This is a genomic window from Streptomyces sp. NPDC091649, from assembly GCF_044756785.1.
In the GTDB taxonomy this organism is placed as follows: Bacteria; Actinomycetota; Actinomycetes; order Streptomycetales; family Streptomycetaceae; genus Streptomyces.
In genome coordinates, this window is the sequence record NZ_JBIVTR010000020.1 from 96,187 (window position 1) to 113,713 (window position 17,527).

At 73.5% G+C, this 17,527-nt stretch carries 14 protein-coding genes, 1 tRNA gene and 1 pseudogene; 12 read left to right on the forward strand and 4 right to left on the reverse strand.

All coding sequences use genetic code 11. The features are described from left to right. Positions 1-74 precede the first annotated feature (74 nt). On the reverse strand, positions 75-779 hold the full coding sequence (locus ACIQMU_RS27285; RefSeq protein WP_402689903.1) for a DUF461 domain-containing protein: 705 nt from the start codon (positions 777-779) through the stop codon (positions 75-77). Between the two features lie 736 nt (positions 780-1,515). Here ACIQMU_RS27285 and ACIQMU_RS27290 point away from each other — a divergent pair. From ACIQMU_RS27290 to ACIQMU_RS27340, 11 genes and pseudogenes are all read left to right on the forward strand, one after another. Beyond that, positions 1,516-1,998, forward strand: coding sequence for a CarD family transcriptional regulator (locus ACIQMU_RS27290; protein WP_003953493.1), 483 nt, complete (start codon positions 1,516-1,518; stop codon positions 1,996-1,998). 408 nt (positions 1,999-2,406) lie between these two features. Then, entirely contained in the window at positions 2,407-3,174 is a 768-nt protein-coding gene (gene ispD, locus ACIQMU_RS27295) for a 2-C-methyl-D-erythritol 4-phosphate cytidylyltransferase (RefSeq protein WP_402689904.1), read from the forward strand. Beyond that, the gene (ispF, locus tag ACIQMU_RS27300) at positions 3,164-3,679 is read left to right on the forward strand and encodes a 2-C-methyl-D-erythritol 2,4-cyclodiphosphate synthase (RefSeq protein WP_352243585.1); all 516 of its coding nucleotides are present in this window, start codon (positions 3,164-3,166) and stop codon (positions 3,677-3,679) included. The genes ispD and ispF overlap by 11 nt, the downstream gene beginning before the upstream one ends. Before the next feature lie 190 nt (positions 3,680-3,869). Beyond that, entirely contained in the window at positions 3,870-4,493 is a 624-nt protein-coding gene (locus tag ACIQMU_RS27305; protein ID WP_352243616.1) for a GNAT family N-acetyltransferase, read from the forward strand. 31 nt (positions 4,494-4,524) lie between these two features. Beyond that, positions 4,525-6,048: an ABC transporter substrate-binding protein gene (locus ACIQMU_RS27310; RefSeq protein WP_402689905.1), complete on the forward strand. Its 1,524-nt coding sequence runs from the start codon at positions 4,525-4,527 to the stop codon at positions 6,046-6,048. A 4-nt stretch (positions 6,049-6,052) separates the two neighbouring features. Further along, entirely contained in the window at positions 6,053-7,774 is a 1,722-nt protein-coding gene (locus tag ACIQMU_RS27315) for an ABC transporter permease subunit (protein ID WP_402689906.1), read from the forward strand. 155 nt (positions 7,775-7,929) lie between these two features. Then, a pseudogene (locus tag ACIQMU_RS27320) lies at positions 7,930-9,108 on the forward strand (MFS transporter); the annotation flags it as partial. Positions 9,109-9,165: 57 nt separating this feature from the next. Next, on the forward strand, positions 9,166-9,570 hold the full coding sequence (locus tag ACIQMU_RS27325) for a PPOX class F420-dependent oxidoreductase (protein WP_352243617.1): 405 nt from the start codon (positions 9,166-9,168) through the stop codon (positions 9,568-9,570). Positions 9,571-9,679: 109 nt separating this feature from the next. Then, the gene (cysS, locus tag ACIQMU_RS27330; RefSeq protein ID WP_352243588.1) at positions 9,680-11,080 is read left to right on the forward strand and encodes a cysteine--tRNA ligase; all 1,401 of its coding nucleotides are present in this window, start codon (positions 9,680-9,682) and stop codon (positions 11,078-11,080) included. A 98-nt stretch (positions 11,081-11,178) separates the two neighbouring features. Continuing rightward, positions 11,179-12,135, forward strand: a complete 957-nt coding sequence (rlmB, locus tag ACIQMU_RS27335) for a 23S rRNA (guanosine(2251)-2'-O)-methyltransferase RlmB (protein WP_352243589.1) — start codon at positions 11,179-11,181, stop codon at positions 12,133-12,135. A gap of 189 nt (positions 12,136-12,324) precedes the next feature. After that, positions 12,325-13,947, forward strand: a complete 1,623-nt coding sequence (locus ACIQMU_RS27340) for a DoxX family membrane protein (protein ID WP_402689907.1) — start codon at positions 12,325-12,327, stop codon at positions 13,945-13,947. Positions 13,948-14,220: 273 nt separating this feature from the next. On the opposite strand, the gene ACIQMU_RS27345 is transcribed toward ACIQMU_RS27340, so the two are convergent. The 3 genes from ACIQMU_RS27345 to ACIQMU_RS27355 all read right to left on the reverse strand — a co-directional run bounded on the left by ACIQMU_RS27345 (position 14,221) and on the right by ACIQMU_RS27355 (position 16,918). Continuing rightward, the gene (locus ACIQMU_RS27345) at positions 14,221-14,970 is read right to left on the reverse strand and encodes an NDP-sugar synthase (protein ID WP_402689908.1); all 750 of its coding nucleotides are present in this window, start codon (positions 14,968-14,970) and stop codon (positions 14,221-14,223) included. A gap of 136 nt (positions 14,971-15,106) precedes the next feature. After that, positions 15,107-15,520: a hypothetical protein gene (locus tag ACIQMU_RS27350; protein WP_352243592.1), complete on the reverse strand. Its 414-nt coding sequence runs from the start codon at positions 15,518-15,520 to the stop codon at positions 15,107-15,109. A gap of 261 nt (positions 15,521-15,781) precedes the next feature. Then, a complete protein-coding gene (locus ACIQMU_RS27355; RefSeq protein ID WP_352243593.1) occupies positions 15,782-16,918 on the reverse strand; it encodes a sn-glycerol-3-phosphate ABC transporter ATP-binding protein UgpC in 1,137 nt (378 codons plus the stop codon). A gap of 388 nt (positions 16,919-17,306) precedes the next feature. Between ACIQMU_RS27355 and ACIQMU_RS27360 the strand changes: the two genes are divergently transcribed. Then, positions 17,307-17,379 (forward strand) — tRNA-Thr (locus tag ACIQMU_RS27360). Positions 17,380-17,527 lie beyond the last annotated feature (148 nt).

A 17,527-nucleotide genomic window follows, 5' to 3' on the forward strand; every position in this document is an offset into this window, starting at 1 on the left:
CTTCGGCGCGCGTGCTGTCCGCTGGGTGCGGTGGTGGGGCGGCGCGCCCGCGTTACGGGGCCGGAGCCGCCGCGTCAGTGGGCCGCGGGCACCGAGGCGGCGTCGCCCGCCTCGCCCTGCGTTCCCGTCCCGCCCTGGGCGTCCTCGGCGCCCGCGCCGTTCGCGGGCGTGCCGGACGTCTCGCCCTCGGTCGCGCCGGGGGCCTCCGCGTCGCCGGACGCGGTGCCCGACGGCGTTCCGCTGGGCTTCGGCGCGGGCGCCTCCGCCTTGGGGCTGGGGCCGAAGTCCTTGAAGAAGCCCTCGGCCGGGAAGACGCTGGCGCCGAGGCCGACGTCGCCGGTCCGGCTGAGCTTGAAGACGACCTGCCGGACGTCGCCGTCGCGTGCGGCCTGTCCGTTCTCGATCACGGCGGCGGCGTTGCCCTCGCCGCCGAGGATGACCTGGCCGCCGGCCGGGACCACGATGGGCCCCTTGCCGTCGGCGGCCCGGAGCTTCACCTCGGCGTCGCTGCCGGGCAGCGTGACCGCTTCCAGCACCTCGCGCTCGGTGCCTTCGTTGAACAGCGTCGCGGCCACGACGGCGGGGCCGTCCGTGCCGCCTCCGGGCTGCGTGAGCACGTTCACGTTCTGGACCTTGATGCTGCCCACCGAGGTGGCCGGGTTGTCCGGCCTGATCTTGAGTGTCTCCGCGTTGTTTCCCGCCGCGCAGGCGGACAGGGAGACGATCGAGAACGCGATGGCGGTGGCGGCGAGAGCGCCGTGTCGAAGGCTGCGGCTCACGGCGGCGGCAACTCCTTGAACGAGTCGGACTGCGGGTTTCGGACGTCGGTCGTCGGGCGGTCGTGTGAACCCGCCCCAAGGGTGTGTCAGCGGCCTTAGGCTACCGAGCCGCCGTGTCCGCCCCGCACCCGACCCGCCCCTAGGTGCCGAGGGTCTTCCCCGGGGGGACGCGAGGCGGGTGGGGCCGGGCGCCGGCGGCTTGCGCGGCGGGTCCGCCGAAGTGGCCCCGAGGCGTTTCTACCGGCCGGTACGCCGGATGCCGTTCGGAAATTCCGTGTGATCAATTCTTCCGCCCGCGTCGGCCCTTCCGGACCATTCTCCGCTTCCCGGCTTCTTCGTCCTTCGCGTTCGTCCTTCACGTTCGCGTCGCGTTCGCATCGTGTTCGCGGCGGAAACGTTTCGTGCGGCGCGTGGCTTGATCAATTTCATTGCGGCCGGACAGTTACGTCCGCACGGGTGAGCGATCACCGAACGGAGTACGGAATGATCGCCATCCGGAACCCGACAAAACGGGACTTTCGTCCTCTTCTGTAGGGCTTCCGGGACGTGTGACGGGGATGTTTCGCTCCGGGCGCACAGTGGCTCCGACCTGCGAATACCGCCCTCCGGAAGGCTTCCGCAGCACGACGGTGTCGCTGTTGTCAAGCCCCGAGATATGCCCTGACCTGCGAAAACGCCATTCAGGAGATGCCGTTCTCGTGTTACTCTGGATAGCCACGGAAGGGGTACCTGTCACATGACGTTCAAGGTTGGCGACACCGTGGTCTATCCCCATCACGGGGCCGCGCTGATCGAGGCTATCGAAACTCGCCAGATCAAAGGCGTGGACAAGACCTACTTGGTGCTCAAGGTCGCCCAGGGCGACTTGACGGTTCGTGTGCCGGCGGACAATGCGGAGTTCGTGGGTGTGCGCGACGTGGTCGGGCAGGACGGGCTGGACCGGGTCTTCGAGGTGCTGCGCGCACCGTATGCCGAAGAGCCGACGAACTGGTCCCGGCGTTATAAGGCAAATCTCGAAAAGCTCGCCTCCGGCGATGTCATCAAGGTCGCCGAAGTCGTGCGTGACCTGTGGCGTCGGGAGCGCGAGCGCGGTCTCTCCGCCGGAGAGAAGCGCATGCTCGCCAAGGCCCGCCAGATCCTGGTGAGCGAGCTCGCCCTCGCGGAGAACACGAACGAGGACAAGGCCGAGGCTCTGCTCGACGAGGTCCTCGCGTCCTGAAACCGGATCGCACCGGTCGTATGAATGTGCCGCGGTGCCCGCTGACCAGCCGTTTTCACGCTGTGTCGTCGGGCGCTGCGGCATGTTCGGATCCGGATCGTCATCCGGTGCCCGACCACCTGTCACGCCTCGTGCCCGCGGTGCGAACCGCGTGTGCGGCGACCGCCGGTGAGTGGCGGTCCCCGGTGCCGTATTAGCGCCCGGTGCGACCTGTCCTCGACCGGGTGTCACGGAAGGGGCCCGGTGCGAGTCAGGGCGTCCCGCCCGGCTCGCTGGGCCCCTACCCATGTCGGTCGTGGAAACAAACCTGCCGAACCCTCGGACCTTTCCCCCCGGGCCTCCGGGGCCCCCGGGCCCCTCGGATCCTTCGGACCATCCCGGACCTCTCGGACCTTCGGAGTGCAACCGATGACATCGACGCCACCCCCGACCGACCGGCCGCGCCCGCCCCGTACCGCCGCGGTGATCCCCGCCGCCGGGCGCGGCGTGCGGCTCGGGCCGGGCGCGCCCAAGGCCCTGCGGGCGCTCGGCGGCACGCCCATGCTGATTCACGCCATCCGCGCCATGGCCGCGTCCCGGGCCGTCTCCCTCGTCGTGGTCGTCGCCCCGCCGGACGGCGCGCCCGAGGTGAAGCACCTCCTCGACGAGCACCCGCTGCCCGAGCGCACCGACTACCTGGTGGTGCCGGGCGGTGAGACCCGCCAGGAGTCCGTGCGCCTGGGGCTCGAAGCGCTGCCCGAGGACGTGGCCGTCGTCCTGGTCCACGACGCCGCCCGCCCCCTGGTGCCGGTCGACACGGTGGACGCGGTCGCCGCCGCCGTACGGGACGGAGCGCCCGCCGTCGTTCCCGCGCTGCCCGTCGCGGACACCGTCAAGGAGGTCGAGCCCGCCGGGACGCCCGGGGAGCCGGAGCCGGTGCTCGCCACTCCCGTACGGGCCAGGCTGCGCGCGGTGCAGACGCCGCAGGGCTTCGAGCGGGACATGCTGGTGCGGGCGCACGCAGAGGTGGCGGTCGACGGCGACGGCGCCACGGACGACGCGGGCATGGTGGAACGGCTCGGTGCGCCGGTGGTCGTCGTCCCCGGCCACGAGGAGGCGTTCAAGGTGACCCGGCCGCTCGACCTGGTGCTGGCCGAAGCGGTGCTCGCCCGCAGGAGGGCCAACGATGGTTTCTGAGAACCCCGGCGCGGGAGGCCCCGCCCCTGTCATCCCGCTCGTCGGGATCGGCACCGACATCCACGCCTTCGAGGAGGGGCGGGAGCTGTGGTGCGCGGGCCTGAAGTGGGAGGGCGAGGGACCGGGCCTGGCCGGCCACTCGGACGCCGACGTCGTCGCGCACGCGGCCTGCAACGCGCTCTTCTCCGCCGCGGGCCTCGGCGACCTCGGGCAGCACTTCGGCACCGGCCGCCCCGAGTGGTCCGGGGCCTCGGGGGTCACGCTGCTCACCGAAGCCGCCCGGATCGTCCGCGCGGAGGGCTTCGGGATCGGGAACGTCGCCGTCCAGGTCGTCGGGCTCCGCCCGAAGATCGGCAAGCGGCGCGAGGAGGCCCAGAAGGTGCTGTCGGCCGCCGTGGGCGCCCCCGTCTCGCTCTCCGCCGCCACCTCCGACGGCCTCGGCTTCACCGGCCGCGGCGAGGGCATCGCCGGCATCGCGACCGCTCTGGTCTACCGCACCGGCTGACCTGCGGCACTACCGCACCGGCTGACCTGCGGGCCGCCGTCTGGTGCACATCGTTTGCACGTACGCTGATCGTGCAGGCGATGTGCACCACGAGGCGGGAGCGGTACCGGTGACCCACGCGACCACAGTGACGACCGGGGCGGTGGCCGACCGGTCCGGCGCGGCCCCGGTGGCGACGGCGGCGACCCGGGTGACGGCGGAGCCGGCCGCCGGACGCGACGGGGCCGGGGGGCGCGAGGGCGCCGGATACGTCCTGCGCACCGCCACCGCCGACGACCTGGGCGGTGCGCGGGCCGTCATGCTCGACACCGTCTACCGCGATCTGAAGTCCGGTTACGTGCCCCGCTGGCACGCCGACGTCATCGACCCCGGCGCCGCCTATCTGCGCCCGGAGCGCTGCACCCTGCTCGTCGTCGAGCACCGGGGCGACATCGTCGCCACCGGGGCCGTGCGCGACCGGGGCCCGCAGTCGCCGCCCAATCCGCGGTGGGTCGCCGACCGCTTTCCCTCCGGATCCACGGCGCAGCTCTGCCGGATCTATGTGCGCCCCGAGCACCGCAGGCACGGGCTGGCCCGCCGGCTGGTGCGCGCGCTGGTGGAGTTCGCCGAGCGGGCCGGTGGCTACGAGGCCCTGTACCTGCACACCGATCCGGCCGTGCCGGGCGCCGAGCCCTTCTGGCGTTCGCTGGCCCGCGAGGTGTGCGACGAGCGGGCACTGCCCGGGGGTGGCCAGGGGATCATCCATTTCGAGCTGCCGATGCCCGGGGCGGGGCCGACTTCCGCCGACACCGCCAGGACCGCCCCCGCCAGCTAGATGACAATCATTTCCATATAAGGTCGCCGCCATGCCCACGTCCCGCCACCGCCCCCGCCCCCGCGTCGCGCGCGTCGCACTGCCGCTGGCCGCCGCTCTCCTGATCCCCGCCACCGCCTGCACCGCATCCGGCGGCTCCGGCGGGGACCAGCGGCTGAAGGTGGCCCTGGCCTTCCCGCCCGCCCAGGCCATGTCCCCGTACGGGGACGACGCGGTCACCCTGAGCCGGCTCGCGGTCGTCGAAGGGCTCACCCGGCTGGACCGGAACGGGGAGGCCCAGCCCGCGCTCGCCGCCTCCTGGAAGCGGGACGGCGACCTGGTCTGGGAGTTCACGCTCCGCAAGGGCACGGTCTTCCAGGACGGGACGAAGCTCGACGCCGCCGCCGCGGCCCGCTCCCTGACCGCCGCGCAGAAGGCGTCCCCGAAGCCCCGCGTGCTGTCCGACACCACGCTCACCGCCTCGGCCCCGGACGCCGCGACCGTACGGATCACGACCGAGGACACCGACCCGCTCCTGCCCCAGCGGCTCGCCAACCCCTCCCTGAGCATCCTGTCCGCCGCCGCGTACGAGGACGGCTCGAAGGCGGACCCCGCCGGGCACGCCACCGGCCCCTTCACCCTCACCGACGTGAACGGCACGGTCGGCGCCACCCTGGAGCGCAACGACACCTACTGGGGCGACAAGGCCAAGGCCCCCGGCCTCGACGTGCGGTTCGTCGCCGACGGCACCGCCCGCGCCAACGCGCTGCGGACCGAGGACGTCGACGTCGCCGAGTACGTACCGATCTCGCAGGCGTCCCTGCTCGGCGACGGACTGGTCCACGCGTTCCCCTCCGCCCGCACCAACGGCCTCTCCCTCAACACCGAACGCGGCGTCTTCGCCGACCCGGCGATGCGCGCCGCCGCCCGCGAGGCCATCGACTCCAAGGCCCTCGTCGACGGCGTCTACGAAGGGCGCGCGGACACGGCCCAGGGGCTCCTCGGCCCCGGCGTCCCCTGGGCCGCCGGCCTGCGCACCGCCCCCACGGGCCGCGCGAAGGCCGCCACCCCGGCCGAGGTCGCGAAGACCGGGCAGATCGTCCTCGCCACCTACACCAACCGGCCCGAACTGCCCGAGGTCGCCACCGTCGTCCAGCGGCAGCTGGAGCAGCGCGGCTTCAGCGTCGAGCAGGTCGTCCGCGACTACGCGCGGCTGGAGGCCGACGCGCTCGCCGGGACGTACGACGCGTTCATCCAGGCCCGCAACACTCTCCTGGACACCGCCGACCCGGTCTCCTACCTGGCCTCCGACTTCACCTGCGACGGCAGCTTCAACATCACCCAGCTCTGCGCGAAGTCCGTCGACACCGCCGTCGACCGGGCCGCCTCCCTGGCCGGAACCGACGCCCGCCACCGCGCGGAGATGACCGCCGAGGCCGCCGTCCTCGGCTCCGACGCGCTCGTCCCGCTCGTCCACGAACGCTTCGTGCAGGGGTACGACGACACCCGCGTCCGGGGCGTCGCCCTCGACCCGATGGAACGCACCCTCATCACCGCCGACACCCACGTCGGGTGAGCGCGTGAAGTACCTCGCCGGACGGCTCGGCACCCTGCTCGCCGTCGTCGCGGTGATCGGGCTGCTGCCCTGGCTGACCCGGACCGACCCGGCCCGCACGATCCTGCACGCCCGGTACGCCGACCGGGCCCCGACCCCCGAGACCCTCGCCGCGATCCGCGCCGAGACCGGGCTCGACGGCGGCCCCCTCCCCGTCCTGGGCGGCTGGCTCGGCGCTCTCGTACGCGGCGACCTCGGCATGTCCTGGGTCTCCGGGCAGCCCGTCGGACCCGAGGTGGCCGCCGCCCTCGGCAACTCCCTCACCCTGATGGGCGTCTCGCTCGCCGTCGCCGTGCTCCTCGCCCTGGCACTGAGCGCCGCCACCCTGCGGCGCGGGGCCGCGCGCCGGATCGTCCGGGTGCGCGCCGGAGCGGGCGCGGCGGTACTCGCCGCACTGCCGGAGTTCCTGCTCGCCGCCGTGCTGGCCACGGTGTTCGCCGTGCGCCTCGAATGGCTCCCCGCGCTCGGCTGGGGGGCGCCCGACCAGCTCGTGCTGCCCGCGCTGGCCATGGGCGTCCCCGCGGGAGCCCTGCTGGGCCGGCTGCTGGACGACGCGCTGCCCGGCGCGTTCGCCGAGCCCTGGGCGCGGGCCGCCACCGCGAGCGGTATGCCGCGTCGAAGGATCGCCCGGCACGCGCTGCGCCGGATGCTGCCGGGGCTGCTGCCCCAGCTCGCCCTGATCACGGTCGGGCTGACCGGTGGGGCGGTGGCCGTCGAGACGCTGTACGCGATACCCGGTCTCGGCGCCACGGCGCTGGCCGCCGCCCTCGCCCAGGACCTGCCCGTCCTCCGGGCGGCCGTCCTGGTGCTCCTCCTCCTGGCCGTCGCCGCCGGGCTCCTGGCCCGCCTCGCCGTCCGCGTGCTGCTCGGCCCCGCGCTCACCGCCCGCGCGCTGCCGGCCCTCGTCGCGCCCCGCCTGCCCGGCCGCCGCGCGCTCGCCGCGGCCGCCCTCGTCCTCGGCGCCCTCCTGGCCGCCGTCACCGTCGCGGGCCTCCTGCGCGACCCCCTCCACATCGACACGGCCGCCCGCCTCGCGAGCCCCTCCGCCGCGCACCCCTTCGGCACCGACAACCTCGGCCGCGACATCCTCGCCCGCCTCGGCCACGGAGCGGCCCGGACCGCACTCGCGGCCGTCGCCGTGGGGGCCGTCACGCTGGTGCTCGGCCTGCTCCTCGGAGCCGCCCGCGCCGGAGCGCTCACCGAGGCGGCGAACGCGCTCCCCGCCGTCCTCGTCGGCCTCGTCGTCGCGGGCGTCGCCGGGCCGGGCCCCTGGGGCGCCGCCATCGCCGTGGCCGCCGTCGCCTGGGCCCCGTTGGCCGCCCACACCGCCGCCCTGTACGCGCAGGAGAAGGCGGCCCCGCACCTCGCCGCCGCCAGAGCCCTCGGCGCGGACCGGACCCATCTGCTGCGCCGCCACGTCCTGCCCGGGGTCCTCCCGCCCGTCGTCCGGCACGCCCTCCTGCGCGTCCCGGCCCTCGCCCTCGCCCTCGCCTCCCTCGGTTTCCTCGGCCTCGGCACACAGGCCCCGGCGCCGGAGTGGGGCCGGATGCTGTCGGAGAACCTGCCGTACGCGGAACGGGCCCCGTGGGCGGTCCTCGCCCCCGCCGCCGCGCTCGCCGCCCTGGGCGCGCTGGCCGTCCTCAGCTCGGCCGCCGTGCGCGGGCGCACCCCGGCGGGCCTGAAGTGAACCGGCCCGCACCCACGCGAGCCGACGCGCCCGCACCCGCGCACGCCGGAGCACCCGCACGGGCCCCCGTCGAGGGGAAGGGCCGCCGGGTCCGGTTCGCGAGCGCCCCCACGCCCTATCTCCGGCTCCTCACCGCCACCCAGTTCGCCTTCAACATCGGCTTCTACGCCGTCCTGCCCTACCTGGCCACCCACCTCGGCAGCGGGCTCGGCATGGCGGGCTGGCTCGTCGGCCTCGTCCTCGGGCTGCGCACCTTCAGCCAGCAGGGCCTGTTCGTCGTCGGCGGCGCGCTCACCGACCGCTACGGCCCGCGCCCCGTCGTGCTGGCGGGCTGCGCCCTGCGGATCGCCGGGTTCGGCTGGCTCGCCTTCGCCGGTTCCACGGCCACCGTCGTCGCCGCCGTGCTCCTCATCGGCTTCGCCGCCGCGCTGTTCTCCCCGGCCGTGGAGTCCGAGGCCGCCCGCGAGGCCGTCCGGTTCGAACGGGACACCGGCGCTCCGCGCGCCCACGTCCTCGCCCTCTTCTCCGCCGCGGGGCAGGCCGGGGCGTTCCTCGGGCCCCTGCTCGGCTCGCTGCTCCTGCTGCTCGGCGGCGGCTTCCGCGCCGCCTGCCTCGCCGGCGCCCTCGTCTTCGTCGGTGTACTGGCCGGGCACACGGCCCTGATGCCGCGCGCCGACCGCGTACGGGACCGGGAACCGCGGGACGCCCCCCGTACGGACCGGCAGGGGCGGTCGCCCTGGCGTGAGGTGTTCACCAACCGGGCGTTCCTGCTGCTCTGCCTCGCGTACAGCGGCTACCTCGTCGCCTACAACCAGCTCTATCTCTCGCTGCCCGTCGAGGTGGAGCGGGCCACCGGGTCCCAGACCGCGCTCGGCTGGCTGTTCGCCCTGTCCTCGCTGCTGGTCGTCATCGCCCAGCTCCCGCTGACCCGCTGGTCCGCCCGCCGGATCGCCCCGCGCACCGCGCTGGTCACCGGCCTCACGGTCGTCGCCGCCGGGTTCGCCGCCGTACCGCTCACGCCGGCCGGCCCCGGCGGCCTGCTGCCCGGCGCGGCGCTCGTCGCCCTGCTGACCCTGGGCCAGATGCTGCTGGTCCCCGCGGCCCGCGGCATGGTGCCCGACCTGGTCGGGGACCGGCAGCTCGGGCTGGCCACCGGGGCGCTGTCCTCCGTGTCCGGGATCGCCGTCCTCGGGGGGAGCGCGGCGACCGGTGCGCTGCTCGACGTGCCCGCGCCCGTGCGGTGGGCGGTCCTCGCGGCGGTCCCGCTCGCCGGAGCGGCGCTGGCGTTCACTCTTCCGGCGGGACGTCAGGACCGGCCCAGGGAACACGACCGGTCGCGGGGTAGGAGCACCACTGGACCACAGGACCAGCGCGCACCGGAGGACGTACAGATGACCGCCGCACTCTCCACCGAGCTCAAGAACCTGCTCGACAGCCCCGTGTTCGTCAACATCGCCACCGTCCAGCCCGACGGCAGCCCCCAGGTCTCCCCGGTCTGGGTCAAGCGCGACGGCGACGACCTCCTGATCTCCACCACCGTCGGCCGCCGCAAGGAGAAGAACCTCCGCCGCGACCCACGCGTCAGCGTGGTCGTGCAGCCCTTCGACGCCCCGTACAGCTACGCCGAGATCCGCGGCGAGGCGACACTGACGACGGACGGCGGGCAGGAACTGATCGACGAGCTCTCGGTGAAGTACACCGGCATGCCGTACGCGCAGTTCAACCCGGACTCCGGATCCGACGGCCCCCGCGTCGTCGTCCGCGTCTCCCCGCGCAAGGTCGTCGGCCGCATCTGACTCGGCCAGGGCCCTTCCGGGCCGGTTCGAGGCATCCCGGTACCAGAAAGTTGTCCCGGCTGTCCCCGGGGGTCGCGGGGCACTGGTGCGGGCCTACTACCCTTGAGGCGTGACTCTTCGCCTGCACGACACCAACGCCCGGCAGATCCGTGACTTCGTCCCGCTCACCGCGGGCTGCGTCTCGATCTACCTCTGTGGCGCCACTGTCCAGGCGGCGCCGCACATCGGCCACATCCGCTCGGGCCTGAACTTCGACATCATGCGCCGCTGGTTCACCTACCGCGGCTACGACGTCACGTTCATCCGGAACGTCACCGACATCGACGACAAGATCATCGCTAAGTCCGCCGAGCAGGGCCGGCCGTGGTGGTCGATCGGTTACGAGAACGAGCGCGCGTTCAACGACGGCTACGACGCGCTCGGCTGCCTGCCGCCCACCTACGAGCCCCGCGCCACCGGCCACATCCCCGAGATGATCGAGATGATGCGCGGCCTGATCGAGCGCGGTCACGCCTACGAGGCCGACGGCAACGTCTACTTCGACGTGCGCTCCCTGCCCGGCTATCTGGAGCTGTCCAACCAGGAGCTGGACGATCTGCGCCAGCCCTCGGGCGAGGGCGAGACCGGCAAGCGCGACCAGCGCGACTTCGCCATGTGGAAGGCCACGAAGCCCGGCGAGCCCAGCTGGGAGACGCCCTGGGGGCGCGGCCGGCCCGGCTGGCACCTGGAGTGCTCCGCGATGGCCCACAAGTACCTGGGCTCCGCGTTCGACATCCACGGCGGCGGCATCGACCTGATCTTCCCGCACCACGAGAACGAGATCGCCCAGGCCAAGGCGTACGGCGACGCATTCGCCACGTACTGGGTGCACAACGCCTGGGTCACCATGTCCGGCGAGAAGATGTCGAAGTCGCTGGGCAACTCCGTCCTCGTCAGCGAGATGGTCAAGAACTGGCGCCCGATCGTCCTGCGCTACTACCTCGGCACCCCGCACTACCGGTCGATGATCGAGTACAGCGAGGACGCCCTGCGCGAGGCCGACTCCGCGTTCGCCCGGATCGAGGGCTTCGTCCAGCGCGCCACCGAGCAGGCGGGGGAGACCGTGCCGCCCGCCGCCGAGGTGCCGCCCGCCTTCGCCGAGGCGATGGACGACGACCTGGGCGTGCCCGGGGCCCTGGCGATCATCCACACCACCGTCCGGCAGGGCAACAGCGCGCTGGCCGCGGACGACAAGGAAGCCGCCGCCGCCCGCCTCGCCGAGGTCCGGGCCATGCTCGGCGTCCTCGGTCTGGACCCGCTCGACCCGCACTGGGCGGGCGAGAGCGAGAGGGGCGAGGATCTGCACGGCGTCGTCGACACTCTCGTGCGCCTGGTCCTCGACCAGCGGCAGTCGGCCCGGGACCGCAAGGACTGGGCCGCCGCCGACGCCATCCGCGACCAGCTGGGCCGGTCCGGCCTCGTCATCGAGGACAGCCCCACCGGCCCCCGGTGGACGCTGGGACCGCGCTGAGCACCCGCTCCGAGCAGTGAGATGGTGCCGCCCGGCGATCCGGGCGGCACACTTTCCTTATACATACGTACGTCTGAAAGCAACGAAACAGGTAGATCATGGCCGGGAACAGCCAACGCAGGAACCGCCGCACGTCCAACAAGAAGGGCATGCAGGTCGGCAGCGGTGGCCAGCGACGCCGTGGTCTCGAAGGCAAGGGACCGACGCCGCCCGCCTCCGCCCGCAAGGGACACAAGAAGAACCGGGTCGCCAACGCCCAGGCCAAGCAGGCCGCGGCCCGCCGTCCCGCGCCCCGGCGCGGCGGCGTGAAGGGCACCTCGGAGATGGTCGTCGGCCGGAACCCGGTCTACGAGGCCCTGCGGGACGGCGTGCCCGCCGTCACCCTGTACGTCCAGCAGTACATCGACAACGACGAGCGCGTCCGCGACGCCCTCAAGCTCGCCAGCGAGCGCGGCAACATCAACCTGATGGAGGCCCCGCGCCCCGAGCTGGACCGGATGACGAACGGCCTGAACCACCAGGGCCTCGTCCTCCAGGTCCCGCCGTACGAGTACGCGCACCCGGAGGACCTCACCGCCGCCGCGTACGACAACAACGAGGACCCGCTGATCGTCGCCCTCGACGGGGTGACCGACCCGCGCAACCTCGGCGCCATCGTCCGCTCGGTCTCCGCGTTCGGCGGCCACGGCGTCGTCGTCCCCGAGCGCCGCGCGGCCGGCATGACCGCCGGCGCGTGGAAGTCCTCCGCCGGCACGGCGGCCCGCACGCCGGTCTCCCGGGTCACCAACCTCACCCGCGCGCTGGAGGGCTACCAGAAGGCGGGCCTCACGGTCGTCGGCCTGGCCGCCGACGGCGAGCACACGGTGGAGGACCTGGAGCAGCTGGCCGGGCCGGTCGTCATCGTCATCGGCAGCGAGGGCAAGGGCCTGGGCCGGCTCGTCGGCGAGACCTGCGACTACCGGGTGCGGATCTCCATGCCCGGCGGCGCGGAGTCGCTCAACGCCGGTGTCGCGGCGGGCATCGTGATGTACGAGGTGGCGCGCCGCCGCGGATAGCCGCGCACCGGCCGCCGGGGCCGCGGCGTTCACGCCGCCCCGGCGCGTCGGCCGGACGTGTCGGCCGGACACGGTGAGGGGCGAATGCCGAACACCGTTCCGGGATGCCCGGGTTTGGCCCGATCTTGACGGGTCTCGGACACATCCGGGGGGTCAAGGCAGTGTCCTAAGCACCCATCACTCGGTTAGATGAGTGTGGACACCAGAACGCCTCGGTTCGACGAGCAACCCGCCCTGAGCATGACCAAGGTGGACAGCGACCCCGCGCAGGTCATCGTCAACCACGCCAGCTTCCGGGTGCAGCTCGCCCCGGGCCAGCGCGCACGGCTGCGCGGTGCCCCCGCGGAGACGGCCCGCATCCCCGCGATGAGCGGCGCCGGTGGAGGCCGCAGGAGGGCACCGGTCGTCTGGAGCGGGAAGTCCGCTCCCGGCGACCCCGGCGCCACCGGCCTCCTCCAGGCCGTGCGCAACTCCACCGCCGGACTCCTCGACGCCGGACTCGGCGGGGCGTCCGGGGAGGGGCACGCGGTGGGTGCGACGCAGGTCGTCCCGCTCCTGGAGGAGACGCAGCCCACCCCCGTACTGACCGCCCCCCACCAGCCGGGGCGCACCGGCCCGCTGTTGCCGCCCATGCGGCAGGCCGTCGGCGCGTACGACCTCGTCGACGGGCCCGACGACCTCGGCCGGCCCGGCGCCCCCGACGCCGGCGACGACGTCGACGAAGCCGATGACTCCCGCGCCCGGCGGGGCGCCAACGACTCGGTCCGGCACGCCTATTACCCCGGCCACCGGATGAACCTGGGCGTCGTCCTGCTCCCCATGCGGGTGCTCCTCGGCTTCATCTCCATCTACGCCGGCATGGGCAAGCTGTGCGACCCCGTCTACTTCGACGGCGGCGCGCGCGGCTCGATGGTCACGTGGCTGACCTCCCTGCACCCGTGGGCGGTGGCCGAGCCGCTGCGCGACTTCGCGCTCTCCCACCCGGTCGGCGCCGGGCTGACCGTCGCCTTCCTCCAGGTCGTGGTCGGTGTGCTCACCGTCCTCGGCCTCTGGCAGCGGGTGGCCGCCGCGTTCGGCGCGCTGCTCTCCGCCGCGCTGCTGGTGACGGTGAGCTGGCGCACGGTCGCCGTGTACGACGCCCCCGACATCATCCTGCTGGCCGCCTGGAGCCCGCTGATCATCGCGGGCGCGCCGGTCTACTCCGTGGACGGCCGGCTGGCCGGGGAAGCCTGGCGCAAGCTCGGTCCGCGCTCGGAGATCTGGGACCTGCGCCGCCGGGTCCTGCGCCGGGGCGCCGTCGTCGCGACGGTCGTCGTCGGCCTCACCCTGCTCATCGGCTCCATCCTCGGCGGTGCGGTCCGCTCCACCGAGGTGGTCACCGTGCCCGGCCGCAACGACAACCCCACCAACCGCCTCCCCGGGATGCCCCTGCCCCAGGAGTCCACCGCCGAGCGCCAGGCTTCCCGCACGCCGGAGCAGCGGCGACAGCCGGAGCCCACCCCCTCCGGGGCGGCCACCGAGTCCACCACCGGCCAGGTGACCCCGGGCGCGACCCGCGACTCCGGCGGCCAGAGCACCGGTTCGGACACCCAGCCGAGCCAGACCCAGGGCACGGGCCAGGCGCCCCCGCAGCAGTCCACTCCGCAGGAGCCCCCGGCCGCCACCAGCGCCGGTCCCACCTCGTCCGGTTCCACCGGCGACGCCTCCTCCGGCGGTGGCGGCGAACCGGCGCCCACCGGTGGTTCGACGTCCTCCGGCGGCGAGGGATCGACCTCCGGCGGCAGGAACCCGATCGGCGGCCTGCTCGGCTGACCCGTACACCGGCAGCGAGGGCCGGCCCCCACCCGGAGAGACCGGGTGGGGGCCGGCCTGTTGTGCGGAGGCGTGGACGGGTGGGCGGTCGCACCGGACGGGCGACCGCCGGAGCCGTACGGGACGGGTGGCTGCCGGAGCCGTACGGGGACGGGTTCCTGCTCCGTGCGGGCGGCTGCGGCCCGCCACGGGTGGTCCCGGGGTGGCGGCCCACGGGGGCGGCCCCGGGGCGGCCCACGGTGGTGACCGGTCGGCGGGGGCCGGCCGGTGCGGTCAGCCGGTGCGGTCAGCCGGGTGCGATGTGGTGCCGCCCGTGGGGGAGTCGAGCTCGCGGGCCGCCTCGGTGAGGTCCTTCGCGGTGTCGATGGCGCGCCAGTACGCCCCGTTCGGCAGCGGGTACCCGGCCAGCCGGCGTTCGCGGGCGAGCCGCGGGAACGTGGTCCGCTCATGGTCGCCCCGGTCCGGCAGCAGCGCCGTGAACGAGGGCGAGAACACGTACACCCCGGCGTTGATCAGATACGGCGACGGCGGCGATTCGATGAAGTCGGTGATGTGCCCGAACGCGTCGGTCTCCACGGCGCCCCAGGGAATCCGGGGGCGGGCGAGGGCCAGGGTGGCGGTGGCGTCGCGCTCCGCGTGGAAGGCGGCCATCTCCCGCAGGGAGAAGCGGGTCCAGATGTCGCCGTTGGTGGCGTACCAGGGCTGCTCCGGATCGGGCAGCCGCCCGGCCGCGTACTTCAGCCCGCCGCCGCGCCCCAGCGGCTCGGTCTCCACGACGGTGGTGACCCGGAGCGGCAGTACGGCGGAGTCCAGCCACTCCTGGAGCACCTCGGCGAGGTGCCCGCAGGAGACCACGGCGTCGGTGACCCCCTCGGCGGCCAGCCAGGAAAGCTGATGGCCGATGATCGGAGTCCCGGTCCCGGGGATCTCGACCATCGGCTTGGGGCGGTCATCGGTGTACGGCCGCAGCCGGGACCCCTGGCCACCGGCGAGGATCACGGCCTGCGTCGGATACGTATGCATGGCAGGCACGATATGCGGTGCCCGCCGACGGGCGGCGGCGCTCCGCCCGGCCGCCCGCGGGCTCGGCACGGGAGCCCTCGGCCGGAACGGCTCAGCCGGACGGACCCGGACGGGCAGCGGCCCGGTCGGGAACGGCTCAGCTGAACTGGGCGACGCCGGAGGCGAACGAGGTGTCGCAGACGGGCCGGGAGAAGCGCTGCGCGCGCGTCGGGCCGTACTGCTCGACGGCCGCCTTGCCGAGGGCCTTCGCGATCGACATGCAGTGGCGGGCGAGCGACGGACGCCGCTCGACGGCGCGCTGAAGTCCCGTGAGGGCGGCCCCGGGGTCCTTCTCCGTGAGCTCCACGAGCAGCTTCTCGCGCAGGACGTCCTGCGCGGCATGCGGCTTCGCGGGCTTGGACACGGTCTCCGAGGAGGCGGCCAGCAGCTGGGAGTCGTTGTCCGACGCCGCCCACGGAACGCTGGTGACCGCGAGGGTCCCGGACAGAACCATGACGACGGGCAGGACGAGAGCGAGGGATCGGCCGATGCGGCGCGCGGTGTGGGTCACGCAGCGAGCGTAGCGGCCAGTGATGGCCTGACGACAATTCGTCACTCTCGCGGGGGATGGTTCGAGCCGCCCTTTCGAATACGAGGTTGACGACCCTGGGTGAAATGACCTGTGTGCCGGGGTATTTGACGCCCCTCCGCTTCGAAACCCCGAAACCGCCGGTGCCACGCAAACGGCCCCGCGCCCCCCTGTGCGGGGAGCGCGGGGCCGCCGGTACGGCGATGGCCGCCGGTGCGCCGGTGGGGCGTCGGCGGGCGGGCGTCAGCGGGTGAGGCGCTCGCCGGTGGAGGTCGCGAAGACGTGCAGCTCGTCCGGGCGCGGGACGACGTGCAGCTCCGTGCCCTTCTCCGGGACGGCACGGCCGCCGACGCGGACGACCAGTTCCTTGTGCTCGCCGGCGAACTGGGCGCCTCCGTAGACGAAGCCGTCGGCGCCGAGCTCCTCGACGACGTTGACGGAGACGGCGAGGCCGGCCGGCGCGTCCGAGGCGTCCTTGGTCAGCGACTTCGCGGCGTCGCCGCCGTGCTCGACGATGTCGAAGTGCTCGGGGCGGATGCCGACCGTGACCGTGGTGTCACCGCGGTCCGCGGCGGCGGTGAGCGCCTCGCGGGAGACCGGGACGACGCTGTTGCCGAACTTCACGCCGCCGTCGGTGATCGGGACCTCGACGAGGTTCATCGCGGGGGAGCCGATGAAGCCGGCGACGAAGAGGTTCGCGGGGCGGTCGTACATGTTGCGCGGCGAGTCGACCTGCTGGAGCAGCCCGTCCTTCAGCACCGCGACCCGGTCGCCCATGGTGAGGGCCTCGACCTGGTCGTGGGTGACGTACACGGTGGTGATGCCGAGGCGGCGCTGCAGCGAGGCGATCTGCGTACGGGTGGAGACGCGGAGCTTGGCGTCGAGGTTCGACAGCGGCTCGTCCATGAGGAAGACCTGCGGCTCACGCACGATGGCCCGGCCCATCGCCACACGCTGACGCTGACCACCGGAGAGCGCCTTCGGCTTGCGGTCCAGGTAGTCGGTGAGGTCCAGCATCTTGGCGGCCTCTTCGACCTTCGCCCGGATCTCGGTCTTGTTGATACCGGCGATCTTCAGCGCGAAGCCCATGTTGTCCGCGACGGACATGTGCGGGTAGAGCGCGTAGTTCTGGAACACCATGGCGATGTCCCGGTCCTTCGGCGGCAGGTGGGTGACATCGCGGTCACCGATGCGGATCGCACCGCCGTTGACGTCCTCCAGACCCGCGAGCATGCGCAGGGAGGTCGACTTGCCGCAACCGGAGGGACCGACGAGGACGAGGAACTCGCCGTCCGCGATGTCGATCTCGAGCTCGTCCACGGCCGGCTTCGTGGAGCCGGGGTAGACGCGGGACGCCTTGTCGAACGTGACGCTGGCCATGATGAATCTTCTCCTCAACCGGCAGGAACGTGCCGGACGATCCGAGTAGGGAGTGGTCTGGTCCACAGGCGTGAACCTGCCGTGACGCTACCTGGCGTTTCCCGATCTGTCAGTAGTCCGAGGGGAACGTCTCCCGCGGTGGGCGAGGCCCGGAGCGGCGGGTTCGACGCGGTCGGCTTCCTCACCCGCCACCCGTGGGGGCCGGTCCGCCGGGCCCGTCGCGCCCGCTCCCCCGACCGCCCGGTATGCGGCGCGGGACGTCGGTCTTCCTGACGCACCGGTGGGCGGCCGGCCGCGGTGGCGGTGGGGTGAAACGTCATGGATCGGTGGATGGGGCGCTGTGTAGAGTGAGGGCTTGCGCGCGCGGTGTTGGACCGGCGCGCGCGGTGCCGCCTTAGCTCAGTTGGCAGAGCGGGTGCCTTGTAAGCTCCAGGTCGTCGGTTCGATTCCGACAGGCGGCTCAAAACACCAGGTCAGCGCCCTGCTGGCCTGGTTTTTTTTGCTGCCCGGACCGCGATGTCGTCCCGCTGCGCACTTCCCGGGCCCGGGGTTCACCGCCGCGGCAGGACGCCGCTGCGTCGGCGAAGGCGCCGAGCGCCCGGCCCGCGC

Coding starts and splice junctions, on each gene's coding strand:
- ACIQMU_RS27290 (WP_003953493.1), top strand. CDS start 1,516: ATGACGTTCAAGGTTGGCGACACCGTGGTCTATCCCCATCACGGGGCC.
- ispD (WP_402689904.1), top strand. CDS start 2,407: ATGACATCGACGCCACCCCCGACCGACCGGCCGCGCCCGCCCCGTACC.
- ispF (WP_352243585.1), top strand. CDS start 3,164: ATGGTTTCTGAGAACCCCGGCGCGGGAGGCCCCGCCCCTGTCATCCCG.
- ACIQMU_RS27310 (WP_402689905.1), top strand. CDS start 4,525: ATGCCCACGTCCCGCCACCGCCCCCGCCCCCGCGTCGCGCGCGTCGCA.
- ACIQMU_RS27325 (WP_352243617.1), top strand. CDS start 9,166: ATGACCGCCGCACTCTCCACCGAGCTCAAGAACCTGCTCGACAGCCCC.
- rlmB (WP_352243589.1), top strand. CDS start 11,179: ATGGCCGGGAACAGCCAACGCAGGAACCGCCGCACGTCCAACAAGAAG.
- ACIQMU_RS27340 (WP_402689907.1), top strand. CDS start 12,325: ATGAGTGTGGACACCAGAACGCCTCGGTTCGACGAGCAACCCGCCCTG.
- ACIQMU_RS27345 (WP_402689908.1), bottom strand. CDS start 14,970: ATGCATACGTATCCGACGCAGGCCGTGATCCTCGCCGGTGGCCAGGGG.
- ACIQMU_RS27355 (WP_352243593.1), bottom strand. CDS start 16,918: ATGGCCAGCGTCACGTTCGACAAGGCGTCCCGCGTCTACCCCGGCTCC.